Origin of the sequence: Nocardia sp. JMUB6875, assembly GCF_041154655.1 — a bacterium.
GTDB lineage: Bacteria > Actinomycetota > Actinomycetes > Mycobacteriales > Mycobacteriaceae > Nocardia.
Genome location: NZ_BAAFGR010000012.1, coordinates 1 through 19848 on the forward strand (window position 1 = coordinate 1; position 19848 = coordinate 19848).

Here is a 19848-nt window from a genome sequence, read left to right on the forward strand (position 1 = left end):
CTGGCCGAGGACCCACCGGCCGCGACCCAGCCCGCCACCGACATCCCGGATTCGTCGATCCGCATCGGGACCGTGCAGTTCGAGCAGCCGTTCTTCCTCACCATCGAGCAGACCCAGCAGATCAACGCGGCCGCGGCGGGCACGGAATCGGCTCTCGCCCAATCGCTTCAGGCCGCCGGGGTCGACACCCTCCGCGCGACGCATGTCGCCAAGACCATCCTCGGCGACGCGACCATCGGGGCGGCGGTCGGCGCGACGGCCGCCAGCCCGATCGCGAGTACGGGTGCGGTGATCGGCGTGGTCGCGGGCCTGGTCGCCGGGCTCCCGTTCGCGCCTATCGGCCTGGTCATCGTCCCGGTCGTCGGAGCGGCCCTCGGCTATGCCATGGTCGCAGCGCCTTTCGCCGCGCTCGGCGCGGGTGTGGGTGCGGCCGTCGGCGCCGCGGAGGGGTTGGTCAACGCGATGCCCGCGGCCCAGCCGAGCTGAATCGGCCCGCTCTCCCGGCCTCCTCGACCGGCCGACCTGCGTCATTTTCCGATGAAAGGGTGATCAGCGGATACGCTGATCGGAACGCCCGGGTTTGACGCAGGTCGGCCGAGAGGAGTTTGCGATGAGCGCCGAAGATGCCGCTTCCGCCCCCGCGATGGCGGGCGACCTGTCCGGCATTGTGGGCCGCCACCTCATCTACGCCTACGACAACGGCTGGAAATACGAACTCTACGTACGCAATTCCCACACCGTGGCCTTCCGCTGCCTCCAGGGGCCCATGTTCGGCCGCTGGTCCACGGCCCAACCGGCAAAGATGATCCAGCTCAGCGGCGACATGTACAAGATCGCCTGGGTCGAGCCGACCGGCACGGTCACCGTCCTCATCGCCTGGCTGGGCGAACGCCGAATCCACACCACCATCTGCTACCCGCAGTGGATGCTCGACTTCCCCGAGAGCACCCTCGGCCGCTACGAGGACAACCTCCCCGAGATCACCGCCGAACGCGACGCGGGCCCCACCTACCCCCAGGCCCTCGTGGCCTCCACCGGCCGCATCACCTTCCTCGAGTCCCGCTCCCCCGACGACGACACCGTAATCAACTGTCCCCCCGCCAAACTCCCCCTCGACTACGCCAACCGGACCAACTGACACCCCGCATCCTCACCTAGGCTGACTCCATGGCCGATGAACAAGCAGTTTCAGGCGAGCAGCACGAGGGCGACGCCACCGAGTCCCCGGCGGACGCGACCAAGCGCAAATTCCGGGAAGCCCTCGAACGAAAGAACGGCCACGCCACAGCGGGCGCGTCCGGGCACAACTCCGGCAAGGTCCACGGCGCCCACGCCCAGGCAGGCGGCAAACGCACCTTCCGCCGCCGCGCGGGCGGCTAACCACCCGAATCCCGAAGGCCCGGTCCCTACGGACCGGGCCTTCCGTACGGGTTACGCGAAATCTGCGGGGCGAAGGGCTGCGGCCATGGTGGCGTAGCCGATGTCGTTGGGGTGGATGTGGTCACCGCTGTCGTAGGTGGCGGCCAGACGGTGGGGGTTGGTGGGGTCTCGGAGGGTGGCGTCGAAATCGGCCAGGGCGTCGTAGGGGGCGGTGGTGCGGAGCCAGTCGTTGAAGGCGAGGCGGGCGGACTCGGCGGAAGGGGAATCGTAGGGGGAACCGCCGAAGGGGGTCAGGGTCGCGCCGATTACGCGGAGGCCCTTGGCGTGGGCCCGGTGGATGAGGTCGAGGTGGGCTGCGATCAGGTCGTCGGTGGAGACCGGGACCACGGCGTCGGCAGCGCCGGGGCCGGGGGCGCTGAGGCCGATGTCGTTGATGCCGGCGAGGATGATCACCGTGCCGATGCCGGGCTGGTCGAGGACGTCGGTGCGGAAGCGGTGCTGGGCGCTGTCGCCCAGCCAGGTGGAGTCGACGGTGACGCGGTTGCCGCCTATGCCCTGGTCGATGACCGCGCGCGGATTCCCTTCGGCGGCAAACCTTTCGGCCAGTGCGTCGGGATAGCGGTGGTTGGCATCGGGCGTGGAGCCGACGCCTTCGGTGATGGAGTCACCGAAGGCGACCACGCCGGAGGCGTGCGGGAGCACATCGAGGACCTCGACACCCGAGAGGTAGTACCAGGCCTGGGTGGTCTCGGTGAAGGCCAGGCCGGAGTCGTCCGCGCGGTGATCGCCGGGGGCCCGGTAGGTGGTCGCGAAGGCCTGCGCGTGGTGGGTGGCGGGGCCGGTCGCCTGCGCCAGATACAAGGTGATGGTCAGCGACTGGAACGGTGCGACGGACAGCGGCACCGGGTCGGTGACGAGATCGGCGCCGGCAGGGATATCGAATGCGGAGGCGAGACCGGAGGTCAAGGGGCGCAGGGTGTTCGGGCGGATGCTTGCTCCGGTATCGGTCACCGCGATGGTGGCTCCGGCGATCGACAAGGGCTGGGTGCCGTAGCGATTCGTCAGGCGGACCCGGATGGCTACGCCGCCCTGGCTGACCCGGATCACCTGTCGCAGTGTGTGGTTCGAGAAGCCGTCCAGGGACCAATTGGAATCCATTGCCTTACTGGGCAATTGCGCGGAGGTCGCCCATACGGCGTGCCAGCCCGGCGGTTCCGGGGGTGCCGCTTGCGCGGATGCGGCGGCGGCCAGCAGGAACAGTCCCGCTATCAGGGCTCGGAGAATACGCACGTGAAGTCCGTTCGGCAGAGTGGGATTCGGCGGTGGTTCAGGTCAGGCAGCGGATGCCGCGAGCTCCGTCGGGACAACGGTCGCGGGACGGCGCAGCACGGTCAGGCTGACTACCAGCGCGGCGGCCAGTAGCCCGGCCGCGACGGTGAAGGCCAAGCGGTAGCCGCCGGTCAGGGCCGCGGCCTCGGTTGCGCCCGAAGCAAGTCGGCTGCCGGTGCGCGAGGCGGCGAGGGTGGACAGCACGGCGACGCCGATGGCCATGCCGACCTGCTGGGTGGTGTTGAACAATCCGGAGGCCAGTCCGGCGTCCTCGGGCTTGGCATCGGACATGCCGAGGGTCGTCAGCGCGGGCAGGACCAGGCCGCCGCCGGCGATCAGGACCATCATCGGGAGCAGGTCGACGACGTAGGTGGCATGGACGGGCAGTCGGGTCAGCCAGCCCATTCCGGCCAGCAGCAGCGCCAATCCGGCGATCAGCACGGCCCGTTCACCGAAGCGGGTGATCAGCCGAGCCGATCCGAACAGCGACACTCCGCCGATCGCGACGGCCGCGGGCAGCATGGCCAGACCGGTGGCCAGGGCGCTGTAGCCGAGCACCTTCTGCATGTAGAGCGCGACGATGATCTGGAAGGCGAACATGGCCGACAGGGTCAGCATCTGCGCCAGATTGGCCCCGGAGACATTGCGGGAGCGGAAGATTCGCAGTGCCAGCAGGGGTGTGCGAGCGGTCCGCTGGCGGAGGACGAAGGCGCCGAGCAGGACGATCGACAACGCGCCCAGGCCCAGCGTGTGCGCCGAGATCCAGCCGTACTCTTCGACTTTCACCACGGTGTAGATGCCGAGCATCAGCCCGCCGGTCACCAGCAGCGCGCCGAGCGCGTCCGCGCCCGCCGCCAATCCGATTCCGCGATCGGCGGGCAGGGCCTTCCAGCCGAGGACGACGGTCGCCACCCCGATCGGCACATTGATCAGGAAGATCCAGTGCCAGTTCAGCGCATCGGTCAGCACCCCGCCCAGCACCTGGCCGATCGACGCGCCCGCGGCGCCGGTGAAGCTGAAAACCCCGATGGCCCTGGCCCGTTCACGATTCTCGGTGAACAGGGTCACCAGGATGCCCAGCACCACCGACGACGCGAGGGCACTGCCCACCCCCTGCAGGAACCGGGCCGCCACCAGCAGCCCCGGCGTGGTCGCCGCCCCCGCGAACAGCGAGGCCGCGGTGAACACCGCATTCCCGGCGAGGAACATGGCCTTTCGGCCGTTCAGGTCACCGAGCCGTCCGGCCAGCAGCAGCAGTCCGCCGAACGCGATCAGATACGCGTTCACCGTCCAGCTCAGTCCGGCGGGCGTGAATCCCAGATCCGCCTGGATCGCGGGCATGGCGACGGTCACGATGCTGCCGTCGAGGATGGTCATCAAGGTCGCCGCCGAAAGTACCGCTAGGGCAAGGCGCTTGGACGTGGTCATGTGGTCTTCTCCTGTCATGAACGACAAGATGGACCGTACTAGATAGTTCCGTTGCAGACAATATTTAAGCGGATGATTCCCGCGTCGAAGCCCGCTACTGCCGCGCCCGCCGCGCCGCCGACGCCTCGACCGGCTCCGCGAGATGCCCCTCGACCAGCGAGTTCAACGCCCGCAACAGATTCGCCCGATCCCGCTCCGGCAACGCCTCCAACGCCTCCCGATGCACCCGATCCACAATCTCCTGACTCCGCTTGGCCATCTTCTCCCCCTCCGGCGTCACCGCGATGATCCGAGCCCGCCGATCCGTACTCGACGCCCGCCGCTCCGCCAGCCCCGCCTTCTCCAGCGCATCCACGGTCACCACCATCGTGGTCTTGTCCATATCCCCGATGGCCGCCAACTGCACCTGGGTCCGCTCCTCCTCCAGCGCATGCACCAGCACACAATGCATCCGAGCCGTCAGCCCGATCTCCCCCAACGCCACCGCCATCCGACTCCGCAACACATGACTGGTGTGATCCAGCAGAAACGACAGATCAGGCTCATCACGCTTGGGCGCCAGTGCGGTCATGCGCCCATCATAGTTTCGTTGCAGATTATCTTCATTCCGCGCCAGCTAGGTTGGCGATATGGCACTCATCGACACCGCCGACCTGACCCTCACCCCGCCGAGGTAGCCCAGCTCAGCGCAGCATCAATCTGACCCGGACCCCGCATGAAAAAGGCCCCCGACCTGTACAGGTCGGGGGCCTTCCAGTGGAGCTGCCGGGAATCGAACCCGGGTCCTCCGCCGCATTTCCAGGGCTTCTCCGTGTGCAGTTCGCTATGCCTCTACTCGGATCTCTCGGTCACGCGAACAAGCCGAGATGACGATCCCAGTCGCTGTTGGATGTCCCGTCCGACGCCGCGACCGCGTCGGACGGTAGAGCCCTCTAGCTGATGCCAGGGACCGGGTCGAGGGCGAACCCGGGCTGACAGACACGCTTCGTTGCTTAGGCAGCGAGAGCGTAGTCGCGCTGATGAGAATCGGCGCTTATAGGGTTACAGCGACGCTTATACGGTGGTCTCCTGCCTGCACCGACACGCTTCCCCTGAATCAACGTACGCAGTCGAAACCGTTCAGCCCCGTCTGTGTCCACTGAATCCAGATGAACTTCCCGGCTCTCACCGGGCTACCTATCCTAACACCGAACAAACCGTGGTTCATTCCATTAACGCGCCGTCAGCGCGGGGGTCGCGGGCTCAGCCGCGCATCCCCTTGATGCGACGGCCGAGCTCGCGGGTGACCTCGCGTTCGGCATCGCGCCGGGCCAGGTCCTGGCGCTTGTCGTAGTCCTGCTTGCCCTTGGCGAGGGCCAGCTCGACCTTGACCTTGCCGTCGGAGAAGTACATCGACAACGGGACCAGCGTCAGGCTCGACTCCTTGGTCTTGCCCAGCAGCTTGTCGATCTCGCGGCGATGCAGCAGCAACTTGCGGGTGCGGCGCGGCGCGTGGTTGGTCCAGGTGCCGTGCCCGTACTCCGGGACGTGCAGGCCACGCAGCCACACCTCGCCGTCGTCGATGGAGGCGTAGGCGTCGACCAGCGACGCCTTGCCCTCACGCAGGCTCTTCACCTCGGTACCGACCAGCGCGACCCCGGCCTCGAACGTCTCCAGGATGGAGTAGTTGTGCCGTGCCTTCTTGTTGCTGGCGATGACCTTGCGGCCCTTCTCCTTCATAACGGTCAACTGTAATTGCCCCGGCCAGTCATTTATTCCGGGGCATTGAGCACCAGCTTGGTGCCCGGGGTCGCGGCGACCTGCAGGGTGCGCAGGCGCAGCAGGGCCGGGTTGTCGGTCAGCAGCTTGGCGGTGTTGGCCAGCGAGCGCAGGGCGGCTGCCTCGGCGCGGGCGCGCTCGAGCTCGGCGCGACCGCGCTCGCGGGCCAGGACCGTTTCCAGGGCGGCCTTGCGGAGTTCGCCCGGGAGCATGAGGTCCTTGGCGCGCACGGTGTCGACCCGGATGCCGAGGTGCTCGACCTGCGCGGCGACCGCCTGCTTGCCGGTGCCGAGCAGACCGCGGTCGGCGATCAGCTCGTCGAGGGTGTGCGCGGCCACCAGATCGCGGGCGACCTCCTGGACCGCGCCGTAGAGGACGGTCTCGGCGTACTGCGCGCCGGTGGTGAACGCGACCGGATCGGTGACGACCCAGTCGGAAGCGAAGCTCACCCGCAGCGAGAGGCCGTCGCTGGTCAGCAGCTCCTGGCCGCCGACCTGCAGCACGCGCGGGCGCATGTCGACGGTGACCAGCGTGCAGCGCTCGGCGTCGTAGCGGTGGCGGCCCGGTTCCAGCACCTGCTGGAGAACGCCGTCACGGAACAGCAGTGTGCGCTGCCAGTCCATGACAGTGGTGTAGGTGGACTTGTTGAACATGCCAATCTCCTTCCGGCACTTGGTTTTCGGGCACGACCGGATACGCCCTGCCCGGCCACGGCGCACGGCGGGAGCCTCCCCCGTCCATTGCCATCGAAATGCCACTGAACGGAGAGCTCGCAGAGCCGTGACACCGCCCAGGACCGGGCAGGGCGCATCACGTCAAGGAGTCGAACCTCAGCAGATGTGAATCTGCGTCACCAGGGAAAGGCCGCACCCGACGCGAGGTACGCGGTCCGGAGATTCCGGTGCGCCCCTTGGTTACGGCCGAGATCAACGGTAGCGAGCGCATCCCGATGCGCGCCAATGATTTTCCGCGCGCAGCCGCTGCGCTGAAAAGCGAAAAGGCCCTTCAGTTTTCACTGAAGGGCCTTTCACAGTAGTCCCGACGGGATTTGAACCCGCGCTACCGCCTTGAGAGGGCGGCGTCCTAGGCCGCTAGACGACGGGACCAGGCCGCTTGCTGCGATCTTCGACCGCGGCAGCTCCGAAAGCTTATCCTGCCGCCGCCCAGCAACCAAATCCGCTGCTGAGGGCCGTGCGCGAGCTCACCGCGCACGATCACTCCGCCACCGGATCGCGCCAGCCGCGCTCGGACATGACGGCCAGCTTGTCGGCGACCGCCGCATCGAGATCGATGCCGAGCTCACCGGCGGCCAGCCACGCGACGATGACCACATCGGCCAGCTCCGCGCGCATCTCCTCGAATGTTCCCGTCCGCCGGGCCTGTCCGGACCACCGCCGATACGCACCCACGAACTCGCCAGCCTCCTCGGCGAGCGCCAGCACCGACCGGTTCGCGGCCCCCTCCTCGGGAAACCCGGCTTCCCCCAAGCGCCCGCGAATCTCAGCGGCGACCTTCTGCATATCGATACTCATGCGGCACAAGTCCCTTCGGTAAGCGCGTGACACAGCTCTGCGATGCCCATGCGACCTCCCAGCCGCGAGCGGCAGGTGATCGCGGTCAATGAGCACCGCCGCTCCCGCGCAGCCGCCGGCGGGCCGAGCGAGTAGCGCCTACCACGCGTTGCGCCGCAGCGGCCGACTATTGGTAGTCCGGCGGCAGCTCGTCGAAGTCAGGTGGGGCCTCGTCGGGCCACGGGATCTCATCGGCCGCAGCGAAGTTCGACGATCCACCGAAGTTCGACGGCGCAGCGGAAGCCGAGGCGGAACCACCGGCGGAGGACCGGTCAAAACGGGACGTACGCGGCGATTCGGACGTCGTGGATCGAGCGCCGGACACACGACCGACGCTCCGGGACGGCTGTGCGGCGCCGCGGTTGCCCGAGTCGGGGGTCTGACGAGCAGCGGCTCCATCCGCGAAGCGCGAACCACCCGCCGACGAGCCGGACCGACCACCCCGAGCAGCCGGCGAGACCGCCGAAGCCGTTGGGGAGCTCAGTGTTTCGCGCAACGCCCCGGACAGTCCGTCAGTATCTGTCCCCTCCGCGCCGTTCTTCGACGAGTCGTCGGAGGCTGCACCTGCCGAGCCACTCGAACCGGCGACGACTTCCAGGACGCCCTCGCCGTACTTGGCGCGCTTGTTTTCGCCGATGCCGGAGATGCCTGCCAGGTCGGCGAGGGTGGTGGGTTTGCGGGTGGCGATTTCTCGGAGGGTGGCGTCGTGGAAGACTACGTAGGCGGGGACGCCCTGTTCCTTGGCGGTGGTGGCGCGCCAGGCTCGGAGTTTTTCGAAGAGGTCGGTGTCGGACTTGCTGAGGTCGGCGGCGGCGAGGCGGGAGGCCTTGGCGGGCTTGGGGGTTCGGGCGGCCTTGGCGCGTTCGGGCTCGCGGCGGAGCATGACCTCGCGCTTTTCGAAGAGGACCTGGTTGCTGGCCTCGGTCAGGGTCAGGACGCCGTAGTCGCCGTGGACCGCGAGCAGGCCCTGGGCGAGGAGTTGGCGGATCACGCCGCGCCATTCGATGTCGCGGAGTTCGGTGCCGATGCCGAAGACCTTGAGTTCGTGGTGGGCGTGCTGTTCGACCTTGGGGTTGCGCTTGCCGATGAGGATGTCGACGATGTGGCCGGCGCCGAAGCTCTGGCCGCGTTCGCGTTTCAGGCGCAGGATCGTGGAGAGCACCTTCTGGGCGGGGACGGTGCCGTCCCACGCCTCGGGGGCATTGAGGCAGGTGTCGCAGTTGCCGCAGCGTTCGCCCTGCTGGCCGAAGTAGGCGAGCAGCTGGACGCGGCGGCACTGGACGGTCTCGCAGAGCGCGAGCATGGCGTCCAGGTGCAGTTGCAGCTGACGGCGGTGCATGGCGTCGCCGTCGGAGGAGTCGATCATCTTGCGTTGCTGCACAACGTCACTGAGGCCGTAGACCATCCAGGCGGTGGACGGCTGACCGTCGCGACCGGCGCGGCCGGTCTCCTGGTAGTAGCCCTCCACGGATTTGGGCAGGTCCAGGTGCGCGACGAAGCGCACGTCCGGTTTGTCGATGCCCATGCCGAAGGCGATGGTGGCGACCACGACCAGGCCGTCCTCACGCAGGAACCGCGCCTGATTCGTCGCGCGGGTCCGGTTGTCCAGCCCCGCGTGATAGGGCACGGCCTCCACGCCATTGGCGGTCAGGAACGCCGCGGTCTTCTCGACCGAGTTGCGCGACAGGCAGTACACGATGCCCGCGTCACCGGCGTGCTCGTTCTGGATGAACGAGAGCAGCTGGTGCTCCGGCCGATTCTTGGCCTCGATCCGGTACTGGATGTTCGGCCGGTCGAAGCTGGCCACGAAGTGCTTGGCCCGGGTGAGATCCAGCCGCTCGGCGATCTCCTTGCGGGTCGCCTCGGTCGCCGTCGCGGTCAGCGCGATGCGCGGCACATCCGGCCAGCGCTCGTGCAGCACCGACAGGCCCAGATAGTCGGGCCGGAAGTCGTGGCCCCACTGCGACACACAGTGCGCCTCGTCGATGGCGAAGACCGAGATCTTGCCCCGATCCAGCAGCGAGGCCGTGGACTCCAGCCGCAGGCGTTCGGGCGCGAGGTAGAGCACATCCAGCTCCCCCGCCACGAATTGCGCCTCGACCGTGCGCCGTTCGTCCGGGAACTGGGTCGAGTTCAGGAATCCGGCCCGCACACCGACGGCATTGAGCGCGTCGACCTGGTCCTGCATCAAAGCGATGAGCGGTGAGATCACCACGCCCACGCCCGGCCGCACCAGCGCCGGAATCTGATAGCACAGCGACTTGCCGCCACCGGTGGGCATCAGCACCAGCGCGTCGCCGCCGGAGATCACCTGGTCGACGATCTCCCGCTGCGGCCCGCGAAAACTGTCGTACCCGAAGGTCTTTCGAAGAACCTGGTGCGCCGGATCATTTCCGGCATCATCCAGGTTCCCGACAATTGCGGTCTCGACCTCCGGCGCGCTCACGACGGCAATCCTACGGACACGATCCGACAGCCTGAACCCCGTTGGCGCGTATAAGCCGAACTTCGCACCCCTACTCGCGGACGTAATACCGAAGTGCGGCATATGCCGTCAGCGCGGCAAATCCGATACCGACCGGTGTGACGATCATCGCAACCGCGGCGATGTCGTCGCCGGTGATGCGGGGCAGCACCTGGTCGTTGAAGAGCGAGCCCAGGGCGCGGTTGATGACCAGCGGCTGCGCGATGAACAAACCGCCTACGGCCAGCAGCGATCCCACGAGCGCGGCGAGCACCGCTTCGAGCAGGAACGGGAGCTGGGTGTACCAGCGGGTCGCGCCGACCAGTCGCATGATGCCGACCTCGGTTTTGCGGGCGAGTGCGGCTACCTGAACCATGTTGGCGATCAACAGCAGTGCCGCCAGCGCCTGCAGCGCCGCCAAACCGAATGCGGCATTGCGCAATCCGACGAAGAAGCTGACCAGCCGGTCCACGATGTCCATGTCATTGAGCACCGTCATGACGCCCGGCCGTTTGGCGAAATCGTCGTAGATGGACCGGTATTCGGTGACATCGTCGAGCTTCACCCGGAACGAGGCGGGCAGTCCGTCCTTGCTGACCTCGTCGGCGAGCCCGGGCTGATCCTTGAAGGTGGTGTCCCGGACCTCCTTCACCGCGTCCGCGCTGTTGACGAACTGCACACTCTTCACATCCGAGTGCTTCTTCAGATCGCTCATCAACGATGCGCAGACCTGCCCGGTGCAGTCGGGATCCGTCTTGGAGACCTGATCGTCCAGGTACAGCCGGATCTCCACGCGCTGGACGTAGTAGTCCTGAATCTTGTCCGCCATCCGCACCGCCAGCAGTCCGCCGCCCAGCATGGTCAGCGACACCGCGGTGGTCAGGATCATGGCGATGGTCATGGTGACATTGCGACGGAGGCCGGTGAAGACCTCGCTGAATAGGAATCCCGCGCGCATTACCGGCCCACCCCGTAGACACCCATCTCGTCGTCGCGCACGATGCGCCCGCGATCCAGTTCGACCACGCGCCGGCGCATGGCGTCGACGATGGTGTTGTCGTGGGTGGCCATGACCACCGTGGTTCCGGTGCGATTGATGCGTTCGAGCAAAGTCATGATGTCCGCGCTGGTCTCCGGGTCGAGGTTGCCGGTCGGTTCGTCGGCCAGCAATACCAGCGGCCGGTTCACGAAGGCGCGTGCGAGCGCCACCCGCTGCTGTTCACCGCCGGAGAGTTCGCCGGGCAGCCGGTCGGCCTTGCCCGCGAGCCCGACCATGTCGAGCGCCTCCGGCACCGAGCGATTGATGAATGCTCGAGATTTGCCGATCACCTCGAGCGCGAACGCCACGTTCTGCTCGACGGTCTTCTGCTGCAACAGCCGGAAGTCCTGGAAGACGCAGCCGATGCGCTGACGCAGATGTGGAACCTTGCGCCCGGGCAGCTTGTCGACCCGGAAGTCGGCGACCCACACCTCACCGGTGGTCGGCTTCTCATCCTTGAGCAGCAGCGACATGAACGTGGACTTTCCGGAGCCCGAGGGCCCGATAACGAAGACGAACTCGCCTTTTCCGATATCGACGGAGACATTGTCCAGCGCCGGCCGCGTCGAGGTCTGATACGACTTGGTGACGTTGCGCAGGGTTATCACGGGGAGCCAGTGTAGCCAGCGCGCGGCCGGGGCTGACTACACCGCGCGGAGGTCACCTCACCGCTGCGGGTGCTCGGAAGTGTTTGGCAGATAGTTGCTGAGCATGGTGTTCACGATCGGCGGGGTGGTCCTGGGCTCGTGTTCTGCGGGCTTGACGAAGACGTACAGGACGAACGTTCCCACCCACACGGCCATCAGGATCGCCGTGGACTTGCGTGTTCTCAACGTCGTGGACCTACGTGCTCTCTTAACTAGCTCCGTCACTGAGACCCTCCCGGCGGAGCGCCGCGGCCACCCGCACGCGCAGCTCTCGCCCGACTTCGAACTGTTTGCCCGGCAGCGTCCTTGCCACCATCTTGATGTTCATCTGGTTGACGGTGAGATCTTCGACACCCATCACGCTGGGCTCGTCCAGCAGCAGGGCCTTCAGCTTGCGATCGGCGAAGGCCTTGGCGCCCACGTCGTGCAGGATCTCGTTGACCTTGTTGATGTCGGCGGTAGCGGGAACGGGCACGTCGATTGCGGCGCGCGCCCAATCCTTCGACAGATTGGTCACTTTCACGATCTGACCGTTCGGGACGATTATCACTTCACCGTCGGCGCTACGCAGAGTCGTGATGCGCAACGTGACGTCCTCGACCGTACCCTCGGCCTCCGTGGAGTTTCCAGTGACGGCGATGCGCACCACATCGCCGAAGCCGTACTGCCTTTCGGTGATCAGGAAGAATCCCGCGAGCAGGTCCTGCACAATGCGCTGAGCGCCGAAACCCAGTGCGGCGCCTAGCACTGCGGCCGGGGCCACCAGACCTCCGAGCTCGAAACCCAAGCGCCGCAAGACTTCCAGCGAAACCAGGAAGTAGACGATCGACAGTACGACCCAGGTTATGACCTGCGCCAACGCATGTCGGTGCTTGGCGGCCTCGGATCGGACCAGCGAATCACTGCTGCGGAAGCCGGAGTCGATCTTGCGGGTGATGCGGTCGCGCACGAAGGTCGCGCCGCGGCTGAACAACATGGCCCCGACGACCAGCAGCACGATCTCGAGACCGCTGGATCGTAGCCAGTTCCCGAAATCGGCTCCGGTGCCCGCGGCGAGAATCGAATGCATGCTTTACCCCTGGGTGGTCTGCTCCCGCATGCGCCAGCGGATCCCGGATTCGATGAACGCGTCGATATCACCGTCGAGGACGGCGGAGGGGTTGTTGACCTCGTAACCGGTGCGCAGATCCTTGACCATCTGGTACGGGTGCAGGACGTAGGAGCGCATCTGGTTGCCCCAGGACGCGCCCTCGTTGGTCTTGAGCGCGTCCATCTGGGCGCGCTCTTCCTGTCGCTTGCGTTCCAGCAGCTTGGCCTGCAGCACGCGCATGGCCGAAATCTTGTTCTGCAGCTGCGATTTCTCGTTCTGGCAGGTGACGACGATACCGGTCGGGATGTGGGTCAGGCGGACCGCGGAGTCGGTGGTGTTGACCGACTGGCCGCCGGGTCCCGAGGAGCGGTACACGTCGACGCGGACCTCACCGTCCGGAATCTCGATGTGGTCGGTGGTCTCGACCACGGGCAGCACCTCGACCTCGGCGAAGGAGGTCTGGCGGCGGCCCTGGTTGTCGAACGGGCTGATACGGACCAGTCGGTGCGTACCCATTTCGACCGACAGCGTGCCGTAGGCGTAGGGCACCTTCACCGTGAAGGTCGCGGACTTGATGCCCGCCTCCTCGGCGTAGGAGGTGTCGTAGATTTCGACCGGGTACTTGTGGCTCTCGGCCCAGCGCACGTACATCCGCATCAGCATCTGCGCCCAGTCGGCGGCGTCCACGCCACCCGCGCCGGAGCGGATGTTGACCAGCGCCTCACGCTTGTCGTACTCGCCCGAGAGCAGGGTGCGGACTTCCATCGCCTCGACATCGGCGTGCAGGCTGGCGCGCTCGGCATCGGCGTCGGCGATGGCGGCGGCCTGGTCGGCGCCCTCCTCGGCCTCGGCCAGCTCGTAGAGGACGGGCAGATCCTCGAGCCGCTGCCGCAGCTCCTTGACGCGGCGCAATTCGGCCTGGGCATGCGACAACTCGCTGGTCACGCTCTGGGCGTGCTCCTGGTTGTTCCACAGCTCGGGATCGGCCGCCTGCTGCTCCAGCTCATCGATACGGCGAGCCAGCTCGTCGATGTCGAGCACGGACTCGATGGTCTTGAGAGTCGTGTCGAGTTCGGCAAGGTCAGCAGAAACGTCAGGATGCACGATGTTCAAATCTACCCTCCCGCCTCCGCGTCCCCGAAACGTCGGCGGCCGAGCCGCGCCCGCCCTCAGCCCGCGACGGCGCGCAGACCGCCCGGGCGACGTCCGACCAGGCGGTCGAGGGCCTGCGCGGTGGCATCGTCGGCGGGGAGGTAGACCATGAGGAACTGGTCGTCGTCGGCCGAGAGATTGAGGGTTTCGTAGGCCAGGCGCAGCGTGCCGGCCTCGGGGTGGGTGAGGCGGCCGACGCCATTGGTGTCGGGGAGGCCCGGGATGGATTCGAGGCGGCGGGTGAATTCGGGTCCGACCGTGGCGGAAAGCTCCTCGAACAGGGCGTTGACGTGGGGGTCATTGCGGCCGGGGCCCTGTTTCAGGGTGGCGACGACCTTGTCGGCCTTGTGTTCCCAGTCGGGGTAGGCGGTGCGGGCACGCGGGTCGGACAGGACATAGCGGGCATAGCTGCCGGGGAGGCCGTGGTCGAGCAGGCCGATCGGGCCGAACAGGGCGCGGTAGCCGTCGGTGACGGCGAGGATCTCGCTGAGCCGGTTCATGAGCGCGGCGGGCGCGGGTTCGAGCTGGTCGAGCATGGCCTGCACGGCCGGGCGGATGCTCCGGTTGGGTCCGGAACCGCCGCGGCAGTTGAAGTTCGGATCGCCCGCCTTGGCGAAACCGAGCAGGTGCACGCGCTGCGCGGGGGTCAGCCGCAGGGCGTCGGCCAGCGCGATCAGCACCGGCGCGGACGGATGCCGGTCGCGTCCCTGCTCGAGCCGGGTCAGGTATTCCACGGAAACACCCGCGAGCGTGGCCAATTCGGAGCGGCGCAGGCCGGGGGTGCGGCGGCGCGGTCCGGTCGGCAGGCCCACCTCGGCGGGCGTGACCGCCTCCCGGCGCAGGCGCAGGAACAGTCCGAGCTCGTTCTCACTCACGAATTCGACGCTAGCAACGCGGGCGCTCCGTAGGGTGTCCCTGCCACTACCACCCTCAGCGTGGTCTCCCTAGGGCTTTCGCCGGATCGCAGAGTTGATCTCGAGCGACCGACCGGTCGCGGCGAATCTCGAAGGAGACCCCAAATGACCAGCACTCCCCTGCGGCTCGCGGTGATCATCGGCAGCGTCCGGGAGGGACGTTTCGGACCGGTGGTGGCGAACTGGATCGCCGAGCAGGCGCGGCGGCACGGCAGGTTCGAGGTCGATCTCATCGATCTGGCCGACTACGACCTGCCGCACGCCCTGCCCGCGGTCTCCCCGCTCATGGAACCGAACCCGGTGCGCCCCGGCAATGGCGAGGAATTGGCGCAGCGGCTCACGGCCGCCGACGCGTTCATCGTCGTGACGCCCGATATCAACCGCAGCTTCCCGTCGTCGCTGAAGACGGTCATCGACTGGCATTACACCCAGTGGAACCGCAAGAGCATCGGTTTCGTCGGCTACAGCGGCAAGTCCGGCGGCCTGCTCGCCATCGAGGGCCTGCGCGCGGTCTTCAATGAGCTCAATGCCCACACGGTCAAGGACTACGTGTCCTTCCCGCGCTACTTCCTGCTGTTCGATCAGTCCGGCGCCCTCATCGACCCGGCCGAGTTCGAGGCCGCCGCCACCCGGCTCCTCGACGAACTCGACTGGTGGGCAAACGCACTCACCGCCGCCCGCACCGAGGCCGTGCCCGCCTGATTCATCGAGTGGCACATCGGTGCGGCGAATCCGGACGAATCCCCTCACCGGTGTGCCACTCGAAGTTGGCGACTGAGGACACCCACCGTTAACTGGACTGGACTAACCTGCTGGTTCGTGACCCGATACTCCGCTGACTTGGAACTCGCGCTGCAGCTGGCCGACGCGGCCGACGCCATTACTCGTGAGCGGTTCGGTGCGCTCGACCTGAAGATCGATTCCAAGCCCGATCTGACGCCGGTCTCCGATGCCGATCTCGCCGTCGAGCGGAAGGTGCGCGAGATCCTCGGCGCCGAGCGGCCCGGCGATCTCGTGCTCGGCGAGGAGTTCGGCGGCGACGCCGAATTCACCGGCCGCCAATGGGTCATCGACCCGATCGACGGCACCAAGAACTTCGTGCGCGGCGTCCCGGTGTGGGCCTCGCTCATCTCCCTGCTCGAGGACGGCGTCCCGGTCGTGGGCGTGGTGAGCGCGCCCGCGCTGTCGCGGCGCTGGTGGGCGGCCGCCGGTTCGGGCGCGTTCAGCAGCTTCGAACAGGGCGAGCCCAAGGCCATCTCGGTCTCGGCCGTGGCCGAACTGGGCGCCTCCAGCCTCGCCATCTCCAGCCTCTCCGGCTGGCGCGCGATCGGCCGCCGCGCCAAGCTCATCGCGTTGACCGACGAGGTCTGGCGGGTGCGCGGCTACGGCGACTTCTTCGGCTACGCCCTGCTCGCCGAGGGCGCGGTCGACATCTGCACCGAACCCGAACTCTCCCTGTGGGACATGGCCGCCCTCGACATCCTCATTCGCGAGGCGGGCGGCACCTTCACCGCCCTCGACGGCCGGCCCGGCCCGCACGGCGGCAGCGCGGTGGCCACCAACGGTCACCTCCAGGACCAGGTGCTGGCGGCCCTGCAGGCCTGAGGCTCAGCCGAGGTGGCGCATGGCGGGCCACATCTCGGACCAGGGGCGGCGGGGCGTGCGGCAGAGAATGATCGCGCCGCCCTGCTCGTCATTGTGGATGCCGAGACCGTTGTCGATGCGGCCCAGCGGTTTCGGATCGACGCAGAAGCGGGACACGCGGTCGTCGGAGATGCCGAGAATGATCGCCGCGTGGGAGTCGGCGGGCGGGCCCCACCACCAGTAGGCGTTGTGGACGCTGTGCGGGGTCGGCAGGTCGTATCGCGCGCCGAAGTGCTCGAGGGCGGCCGCCTCGCCGTAGTTGCCGGTGAGAATGTCCGTGTCAGGGGCGGATTGCGCACGGGCATCGGCGATCTGGGCGGTGAACTGCGGCCAGCCGACGGTCTCGCCGGCTTCCTTGTCAATGGCCATGATCGGTGACGGGTCACGCAGGACCGACATCGGCAGCAGCGGCAGGAAGAGCGCCACCGAGAACAGCGCGTTCGCGGCGATGGCGAAAGTCAGTGCGGCACGGCGGATTCGGTGGGCCACGAGCCCTGATTCGATGCCGACGGCACCGGCGGCGAGCAGCAGGGGGTACATCTCGGCGAGGTAGTAGGCCTTGCCGGTCAGGATCAGGTAGGCGAGGAAGAGGACAGCGTAGGTGAGGGCGAAGGCTCGGTAGCGGGAGCGCCACAGCCACCACAGGCCGAAGATCCAGAGCGGGACGAGGAGCACTCCGATCAGGCCGAATTGCAGGACTACGAACTCGATTCGGGAGTTCGAGCTGCCCGAGGAGCCGCCGGCGATGGCTCGGCTCAGCGCCCATTGCGGCCAGCCGTTGCGGGCTTGCCAGATCACGTAGGGCGCGCTGATCGCCGCTGCTATGCCGAGGGCGATGGGAAAGTATCTGGTGGCGAACACTTCTCGCGGTCCGACGGCCAGCAGCGAGAATGCCAGCACGGCGAGGGGAAGCACGATCAGCACCTTGTTCTGAACTCCGATTCCGGCTACTACGCCGATGACGAGCCAGACGCGCGGATCGGAATCCCGTCGCAGCAAACGCAGGACGAGCAGCGTCAGCACCGACCACACCGCGAGGTCGATTCCCGCTGTGCTGAGAGTGTGCTCGGCACCGACGAGCACCGCAGCCGAAGCTGTTGCCGCGGCGGCGATCACCCGCGCGGCCCGTCCGCCGCCGAGTTCCCGGGCGGCGAATCCCGCGCAGATCACCACGATGGCCGCGGCAATGGTCGCCGGAACACGCAGCAGCATCACGGAATTCGAATCGATGGCCGACATCGCGCGGGCCAGTAGCGGCACCAGCGGTGGCTGATCGGGATATCCCCAATCCAATCGCCGTCCCGCGGCCAGAAAATAGAGTTCGTCGCGGTGGTAGCCGTACCGGCCGGAGAGCGCCGTCATCACCGCCGCGAAAATCCCGGCTACCCAGTAGATCTCGCCATTCGAGGCGTCGACCGGCCGCTGTCCCATCTCCCGCATGATCGCATCCGGCGAGCGGCCCGGCCACCGGTTCCGCGTCGATGCGCGATACCCGGCGCGGGCTGCGGTCCCGCCGCCGGGCGCGCCGCCGGATCAGCGGCGCGATACCGTCACTCAGCCCAGCGGGACGCAGACCGAGCCGAGGTCGAGGAACGGACCGCCGGGGGCCGAGGAGCCCACGCCGACCGAACCGAGGCCGATTTCGGTGCCGACGCCGGAGATGCAGCCGCCGGCGCCCGAGCCGGTGCCGATGCCGGAGCCGGTGATGCCGATGTCGATCGGCTGCAGCTGGACGGGTTCGGCGCCGGCGGGGGCGGCGAGGAAGAGACCTGCGGCAATCAGGCCCGCGGTTCCGAGCGCGATCTTCATATGTAGAACCTCCATCAGGAGCGAGTTATGCGCCGACACCCTAGCCCAGCTCGCCATCGTCTGAAGCATGTTTGTTTCACTAGATCCGGGTAGTACCCGCCGGTAAGTTCGAACCACCGCGCTGACCTGCCGATTCGACAATCCTGGACGCCACTTCTTACTCTGAAGTAAGATAGTCTTACTCAGGAGTAAGATTGCTGGGCAGGATCACCCACCTCCTCGATAGAAAACTGGTGATTATGAGCACTCGAGACACCGCAACGAAGCGGGATACCTCCGCCGTTGGCCTGAACCCGGTCAAACGCGACTGGATGGGCGCGGCGATGCGGGTCATGACGACCATCACGGGGTCCGAACTCGCCGAGAAGTACAAGCTGCGCAAGCCGATCGAGCGCCTCACCTACGAGGGCACCAAGACCGGTTTCCGCACGCTCGGCGCCGCGACCCGCGCGTTCGAGAAGGTCGCCGGAGGTGGCGCGCCGAAGCGGCTGCCCGCCAACGAGTCTCGCAAGAAGGACTACTTCGACCTCACCCCGACCGACGAGCAGCAGATGATCGTCGAGACGGTGCGCGAGTTCGCGGCCGAGATCCTGCGCCCGGCCGCCTACGACGCCGACAATGCCGCCAAGGCCCCGCGCGATCTGCTCGAGCGCGCCGCCGAGCTGGGCATCACCCTGATCAACGTGCCCGAGGAGCTCGAGGGCGCGGCGTCCGAGCGCGGCGCGGTCACCAATTCGCTGGTGGCCGAGGCGCTCGCGCACGGCGACATGGGCCTGGCGCTGCCGATCCTGGCGCCCAGCGGTGTCGCGGTCGCGCTGTCGCAGTGGGGTACCGACGCGCAGCAGAAGACCTACCTGGGCGCCTTCACGGGTGAGAACGTGCCGCAGGCGTCGGTCGTCATCTCCGAGCCGCAGGCGCTGTTCGATCCGTTCGCGTTGAAGACCAAGGCGACTCGTTCGCCCAGCGGTTTCCGCCTCAACGGCGTGAAGACCCTGGTGCCGGCCGCCGGTGACGCGGAACTGTTCATCGTGGCCGCCGAGCTGGATGGCCGCCCGACCTTCTTCATCGTCGAGTCCAACACCGAAGGTGTTGTGGTCGAGGCGGATCCGAGCATGGGTATGCGGGCCGCGGGCCTGGGTCGGCTGCTGCTGAACAATGTGGCGGTGCCGACCACGGCGCTGCTGGGTGACTCCGAGGGTGCGGTGCGCGCCGAGGAGTACGCCGACGCGGTGCGGCTGGCCCGTCTGGGCTGGGCCTCGCTGGCCATCGGTACCGGTCAGGCCGTGCTGGACTACGTGATTCCGTATGTGAAGGAGCGCGAGGCGTTCGGTGAGCCGATCGCCCACCGCCAGGCGGTCGCGTTCATGGTCGCGAACATGGCGATCGAGCTGGATGGTCTTCGTCTCGTGACTCTGCGGGGTGCGTCACGCGCGGAGCAGGGGCTGTCCTTCGCCCGCGAGGCCGCGCTGGCCAAGAAGCTGGCCACCGACAAGGGGATGCAGATCGGCCTGGACGGCGTGCAGCTGCTGGGCGGACACGGCTTCACCAAGGAGCACCCGGTCGAGCGCTGGTACCGCGATCTGCGCGGCGTCGGCGTCGCCGAAGGCATCGTCCTCATCTAGC

The 19848-nt window shown here is 67.4% G+C and carries 19 protein-coding genes, 1 tRNA gene, 1 other RNA gene and 2 pseudogenes; 6 read left to right on the top strand and 17 right to left on the bottom strand.

Translation table 11 applies throughout. The features are described 5' to 3' along the window. The 3 genes and pseudogenes from ACAM49_RS04945 to ACAM49_RS04955 form a co-directional block, all read left to right on the top strand. Positions 1–486 (top strand): annotated as a pseudogene (locus ACAM49_RS04945) (hypothetical protein); the annotation flags it as partial. 124 nt (positions 487–610) lie between these two features. Then, positions 611–1138, top strand: a complete 528-nt coding sequence (locus ACAM49_RS04950) for a phenolic acid decarboxylase (protein WP_369634252.1) — start codon at positions 611–613, stop codon at positions 1136–1138. A gap of 29 nt (positions 1139–1167) precedes the next feature. Next, on the top strand, positions 1168–1380 hold the full coding sequence (locus ACAM49_RS04955) for a DUF5302 domain-containing protein (RefSeq protein ID WP_369634253.1): 213 nt from the start codon (positions 1168–1170) through the stop codon (positions 1378–1380). A 51-nt stretch (positions 1381–1431) separates the two neighbouring features. Here ACAM49_RS04955 and ACAM49_RS04960 read toward each other — a convergent pair whose 3' ends face one another. The 15 genes and pseudogenes from ACAM49_RS04960 to ACAM49_RS05030 all read right to left on the bottom strand — a co-directional run bounded on the left by ACAM49_RS04960 (position 1432) and on the right by ACAM49_RS05030 (position 14733). Beyond that, on the bottom strand, positions 1432–2670 hold the full coding sequence (locus ACAM49_RS04960; protein WP_369634254.1) for an SGNH/GDSL hydrolase family protein: 1239 nt from the start codon (positions 2668–2670) through the stop codon (positions 1432–1434). Positions 2671–2712: 42 nt separating this feature from the next. Continuing rightward, a complete protein-coding gene (locus ACAM49_RS04965) occupies positions 2713–4137 on the bottom strand; it encodes an MFS transporter (protein ID WP_369634255.1) in 1425 nt (474 codons plus the stop codon). A gap of 94 nt (positions 4138–4231) precedes the next feature. Further along, positions 4232–4708: a MarR family winged helix-turn-helix transcriptional regulator gene (locus tag ACAM49_RS04970; protein WP_369634256.1), complete on the bottom strand. Its 477-nt coding sequence runs from the start codon at positions 4706–4708 to the stop codon at positions 4232–4234. A 183-nt stretch (positions 4709–4891) separates the two neighbouring features. Then, positions 4892–5264, bottom strand: a transfer-messenger RNA (tmRNA) gene (gene ssrA, locus ACAM49_RS04975). Positions 5265–5379: 115 nt separating this feature from the next. Beyond that, positions 5380–5856: an SsrA-binding protein SmpB gene (smpB, locus tag ACAM49_RS04980; RefSeq protein ID WP_040811507.1), complete on the bottom strand. Its 477-nt coding sequence runs from the start codon at positions 5854–5856 to the stop codon at positions 5380–5382. A gap of 32 nt (positions 5857–5888) precedes the next feature. Then, on the bottom strand, positions 5889–6548 hold the full coding sequence (locus ACAM49_RS04985) for a slipin family protein (RefSeq protein WP_369634257.1): 660 nt from the start codon (positions 6546–6548) through the stop codon (positions 5889–5891). Positions 6549–6928: 380 nt separating this feature from the next. Continuing rightward, positions 6929–7001, bottom strand: a tRNA-Glu gene (locus ACAM49_RS04990). Positions 7002–7109: 108 nt separating this feature from the next. Beyond that, positions 7110–7427 (bottom strand): hypothetical protein, encoded by a 318-nt coding sequence (locus ACAM49_RS04995; RefSeq protein ID WP_369634258.1) that lies wholly within the window; start codon positions 7425–7427, stop codon positions 7110–7112. A gap of 622 nt (positions 7428–8049) precedes the next feature. Beyond that, positions 8050–9885 (bottom strand): annotated as a pseudogene (gene recQ / locus ACAM49_RS05000) (DNA helicase RecQ); the annotation flags it as partial. 97 nt (positions 9886–9982) lie between these two features. Then, positions 9983–10888 (bottom strand): permease-like cell division protein FtsX, encoded by a 906-nt coding sequence (ftsX, locus tag ACAM49_RS05005; protein WP_369634259.1) that lies wholly within the window; start codon positions 10886–10888, stop codon positions 9983–9985. After that, positions 10888–11577, bottom strand: coding sequence for a cell division ATP-binding protein FtsE (ftsE, locus tag ACAM49_RS05010; protein WP_040811510.1), 690 nt, complete (start codon positions 11575–11577; stop codon positions 10888–10890). The genes ftsX and ftsE overlap by 1 nt, the downstream gene beginning before the upstream one ends. 57 nt (positions 11578–11634) lie before the next feature. Beyond that, a complete protein-coding gene (locus ACAM49_RS05015; RefSeq protein WP_369634260.1) occupies positions 11635–11802 on the bottom strand; it encodes a hypothetical protein in 168 nt (55 codons plus the stop codon). A 22-nt stretch (positions 11803–11824) separates the two neighbouring features. Then, the gene (locus ACAM49_RS05020) at positions 11825–12685 is read right to left on the bottom strand and encodes a mechanosensitive ion channel family protein (RefSeq protein WP_369634261.1); all 861 of its coding nucleotides are present in this window, start codon (positions 12683–12685) and stop codon (positions 11825–11827) included. Positions 12686–12688: 3 nt separating this feature from the next. Continuing rightward, complete coding sequence (prfB, locus tag ACAM49_RS05025) at positions 12689–13810, bottom strand: peptide chain release factor 2 (RefSeq protein WP_369634262.1); 1122 nt, start codon at positions 13808–13810, stop codon at positions 12689–12691. Between the two features lie 65 nt (positions 13811–13875). Then, positions 13876–14733, bottom strand: a complete 858-nt coding sequence (locus ACAM49_RS05030) for a helix-turn-helix transcriptional regulator (protein ID WP_369634263.1) — start codon at positions 14731–14733, stop codon at positions 13876–13878. A gap of 144 nt (positions 14734–14877) precedes the next feature. On the opposite strand from ACAM49_RS05030, the gene ACAM49_RS05035 reads away from it, so the two are divergent. Continuing rightward, positions 14878–15474: an NADPH-dependent FMN reductase gene (locus ACAM49_RS05035; RefSeq protein ID WP_369634264.1), complete on the top strand. Its 597-nt coding sequence runs from the start codon at positions 14878–14880 to the stop codon at positions 15472–15474. A gap of 117 nt (positions 15475–15591) precedes the next feature. Continuing rightward, positions 15592–16377, top strand: a complete 786-nt coding sequence (gene hisN, locus ACAM49_RS05040; RefSeq protein ID WP_369634265.1) for a histidinol-phosphatase — start codon at positions 15592–15594, stop codon at positions 16375–16377. 3 nt (positions 16378–16380) lie between these two features. Here the strand turns inward: hisN and ACAM49_RS05045 are convergent, their stop codons facing one another. Together ACAM49_RS05045 and ACAM49_RS05050 are read right to left on the bottom strand one after the other, a co-directional pair. Further along, positions 16381–17856, bottom strand: a complete 1476-nt coding sequence (locus ACAM49_RS05045) for an ArnT family glycosyltransferase (RefSeq protein WP_369634266.1) — start codon at positions 17854–17856, stop codon at positions 16381–16383. A gap of 114 nt (positions 17857–17970) precedes the next feature. Further along, positions 17971–18225 (bottom strand): hypothetical protein, encoded by a 255-nt coding sequence (locus tag ACAM49_RS05050; RefSeq protein ID WP_369634267.1) that lies wholly within the window; start codon positions 18223–18225, stop codon positions 17971–17973. Positions 18226–18464: 239 nt separating this feature from the next. On the opposite strand from ACAM49_RS05050, the gene ACAM49_RS05055 reads away from it, so the two are divergent. After that, positions 18465–19847, top strand: a complete 1383-nt coding sequence (locus tag ACAM49_RS05055) for an acyl-CoA dehydrogenase family protein (RefSeq protein ID WP_369634268.1) — start codon at positions 18465–18467, stop codon at positions 19845–19847. The last annotated feature ends 1 nt before the right edge of the window (position 19848 follow it).

Bases quoted from the DNA above. Each gene is read 5' to 3' on its own strand.
- ACAM49_RS04970 (WP_369634256.1), bottom strand. From the start codon at position 4,708: ATGACCGCACTGGCGCCCAAGCGTGATGAGCCTGATCTGTCGTTTCTG.
- ftsX (WP_369634259.1), bottom strand. From the start codon at position 10,888: ATGCGCGCGGGATTCCTATTCAGCGAGGTCTTCACCGGCCTCCGTCGC.
- smpB (WP_040811507.1), bottom strand. From the start codon at position 5,856: ATGAAGGAGAAGGGCCGCAAGGTCATCGCCAGCAACAAGAAGGCACGG.
- ACAM49_RS05020 (WP_369634261.1), bottom strand. From the start codon at position 12,685: ATGCATTCGATTCTCGCCGCGGGCACCGGAGCCGATTTCGGGAACTGG.
- ACAM49_RS04985 (WP_369634257.1), bottom strand. From the start codon at position 6,548: ATGTTCAACAAGTCCACCTACACCACTGTCATGGACTGGCAGCGCACA.
- ACAM49_RS05035 (WP_369634264.1), top strand. From the start codon at position 14,878: ATGACCAGCACTCCCCTGCGGCTCGCGGTGATCATCGGCAGCGTCCGG.
- ACAM49_RS04965 (WP_369634255.1), bottom strand. From the start codon at position 4,137: ATGACCACGTCCAAGCGCCTTGCCCTAGCGGTACTTTCGGCGGCGACC.
- ACAM49_RS05055 (WP_369634268.1), top strand. From the start codon at position 18,465: ATGAGCACTCGAGACACCGCAACGAAGCGGGATACCTCCGCCGTTGGC.
- ACAM49_RS05050 (WP_369634267.1), bottom strand. From the start codon at position 18,225: ATGAAGATCGCGCTCGGAACCGCGGGCCTGATTGCCGCAGGTCTCTTC.
- ACAM49_RS05045 (WP_369634266.1), bottom strand. From the start codon at position 17,856: ATGCGGGAGATGGGACAGCGGCCGGTCGACGCCTCGAATGGCGAGATC.
- ACAM49_RS04995 (WP_369634258.1), bottom strand. From the start codon at position 7,427: ATGAGTATCGATATGCAGAAGGTCGCCGCTGAGATTCGCGGGCGCTTG.
- ACAM49_RS04955 (WP_369634253.1), top strand. From the start codon at position 1,168: ATGGCCGATGAACAAGCAGTTTCAGGCGAGCAGCACGAGGGCGACGCC.
- ACAM49_RS04950 (WP_369634252.1), top strand. From the start codon at position 611: ATGAGCGCCGAAGATGCCGCTTCCGCCCCCGCGATGGCGGGCGACCTG.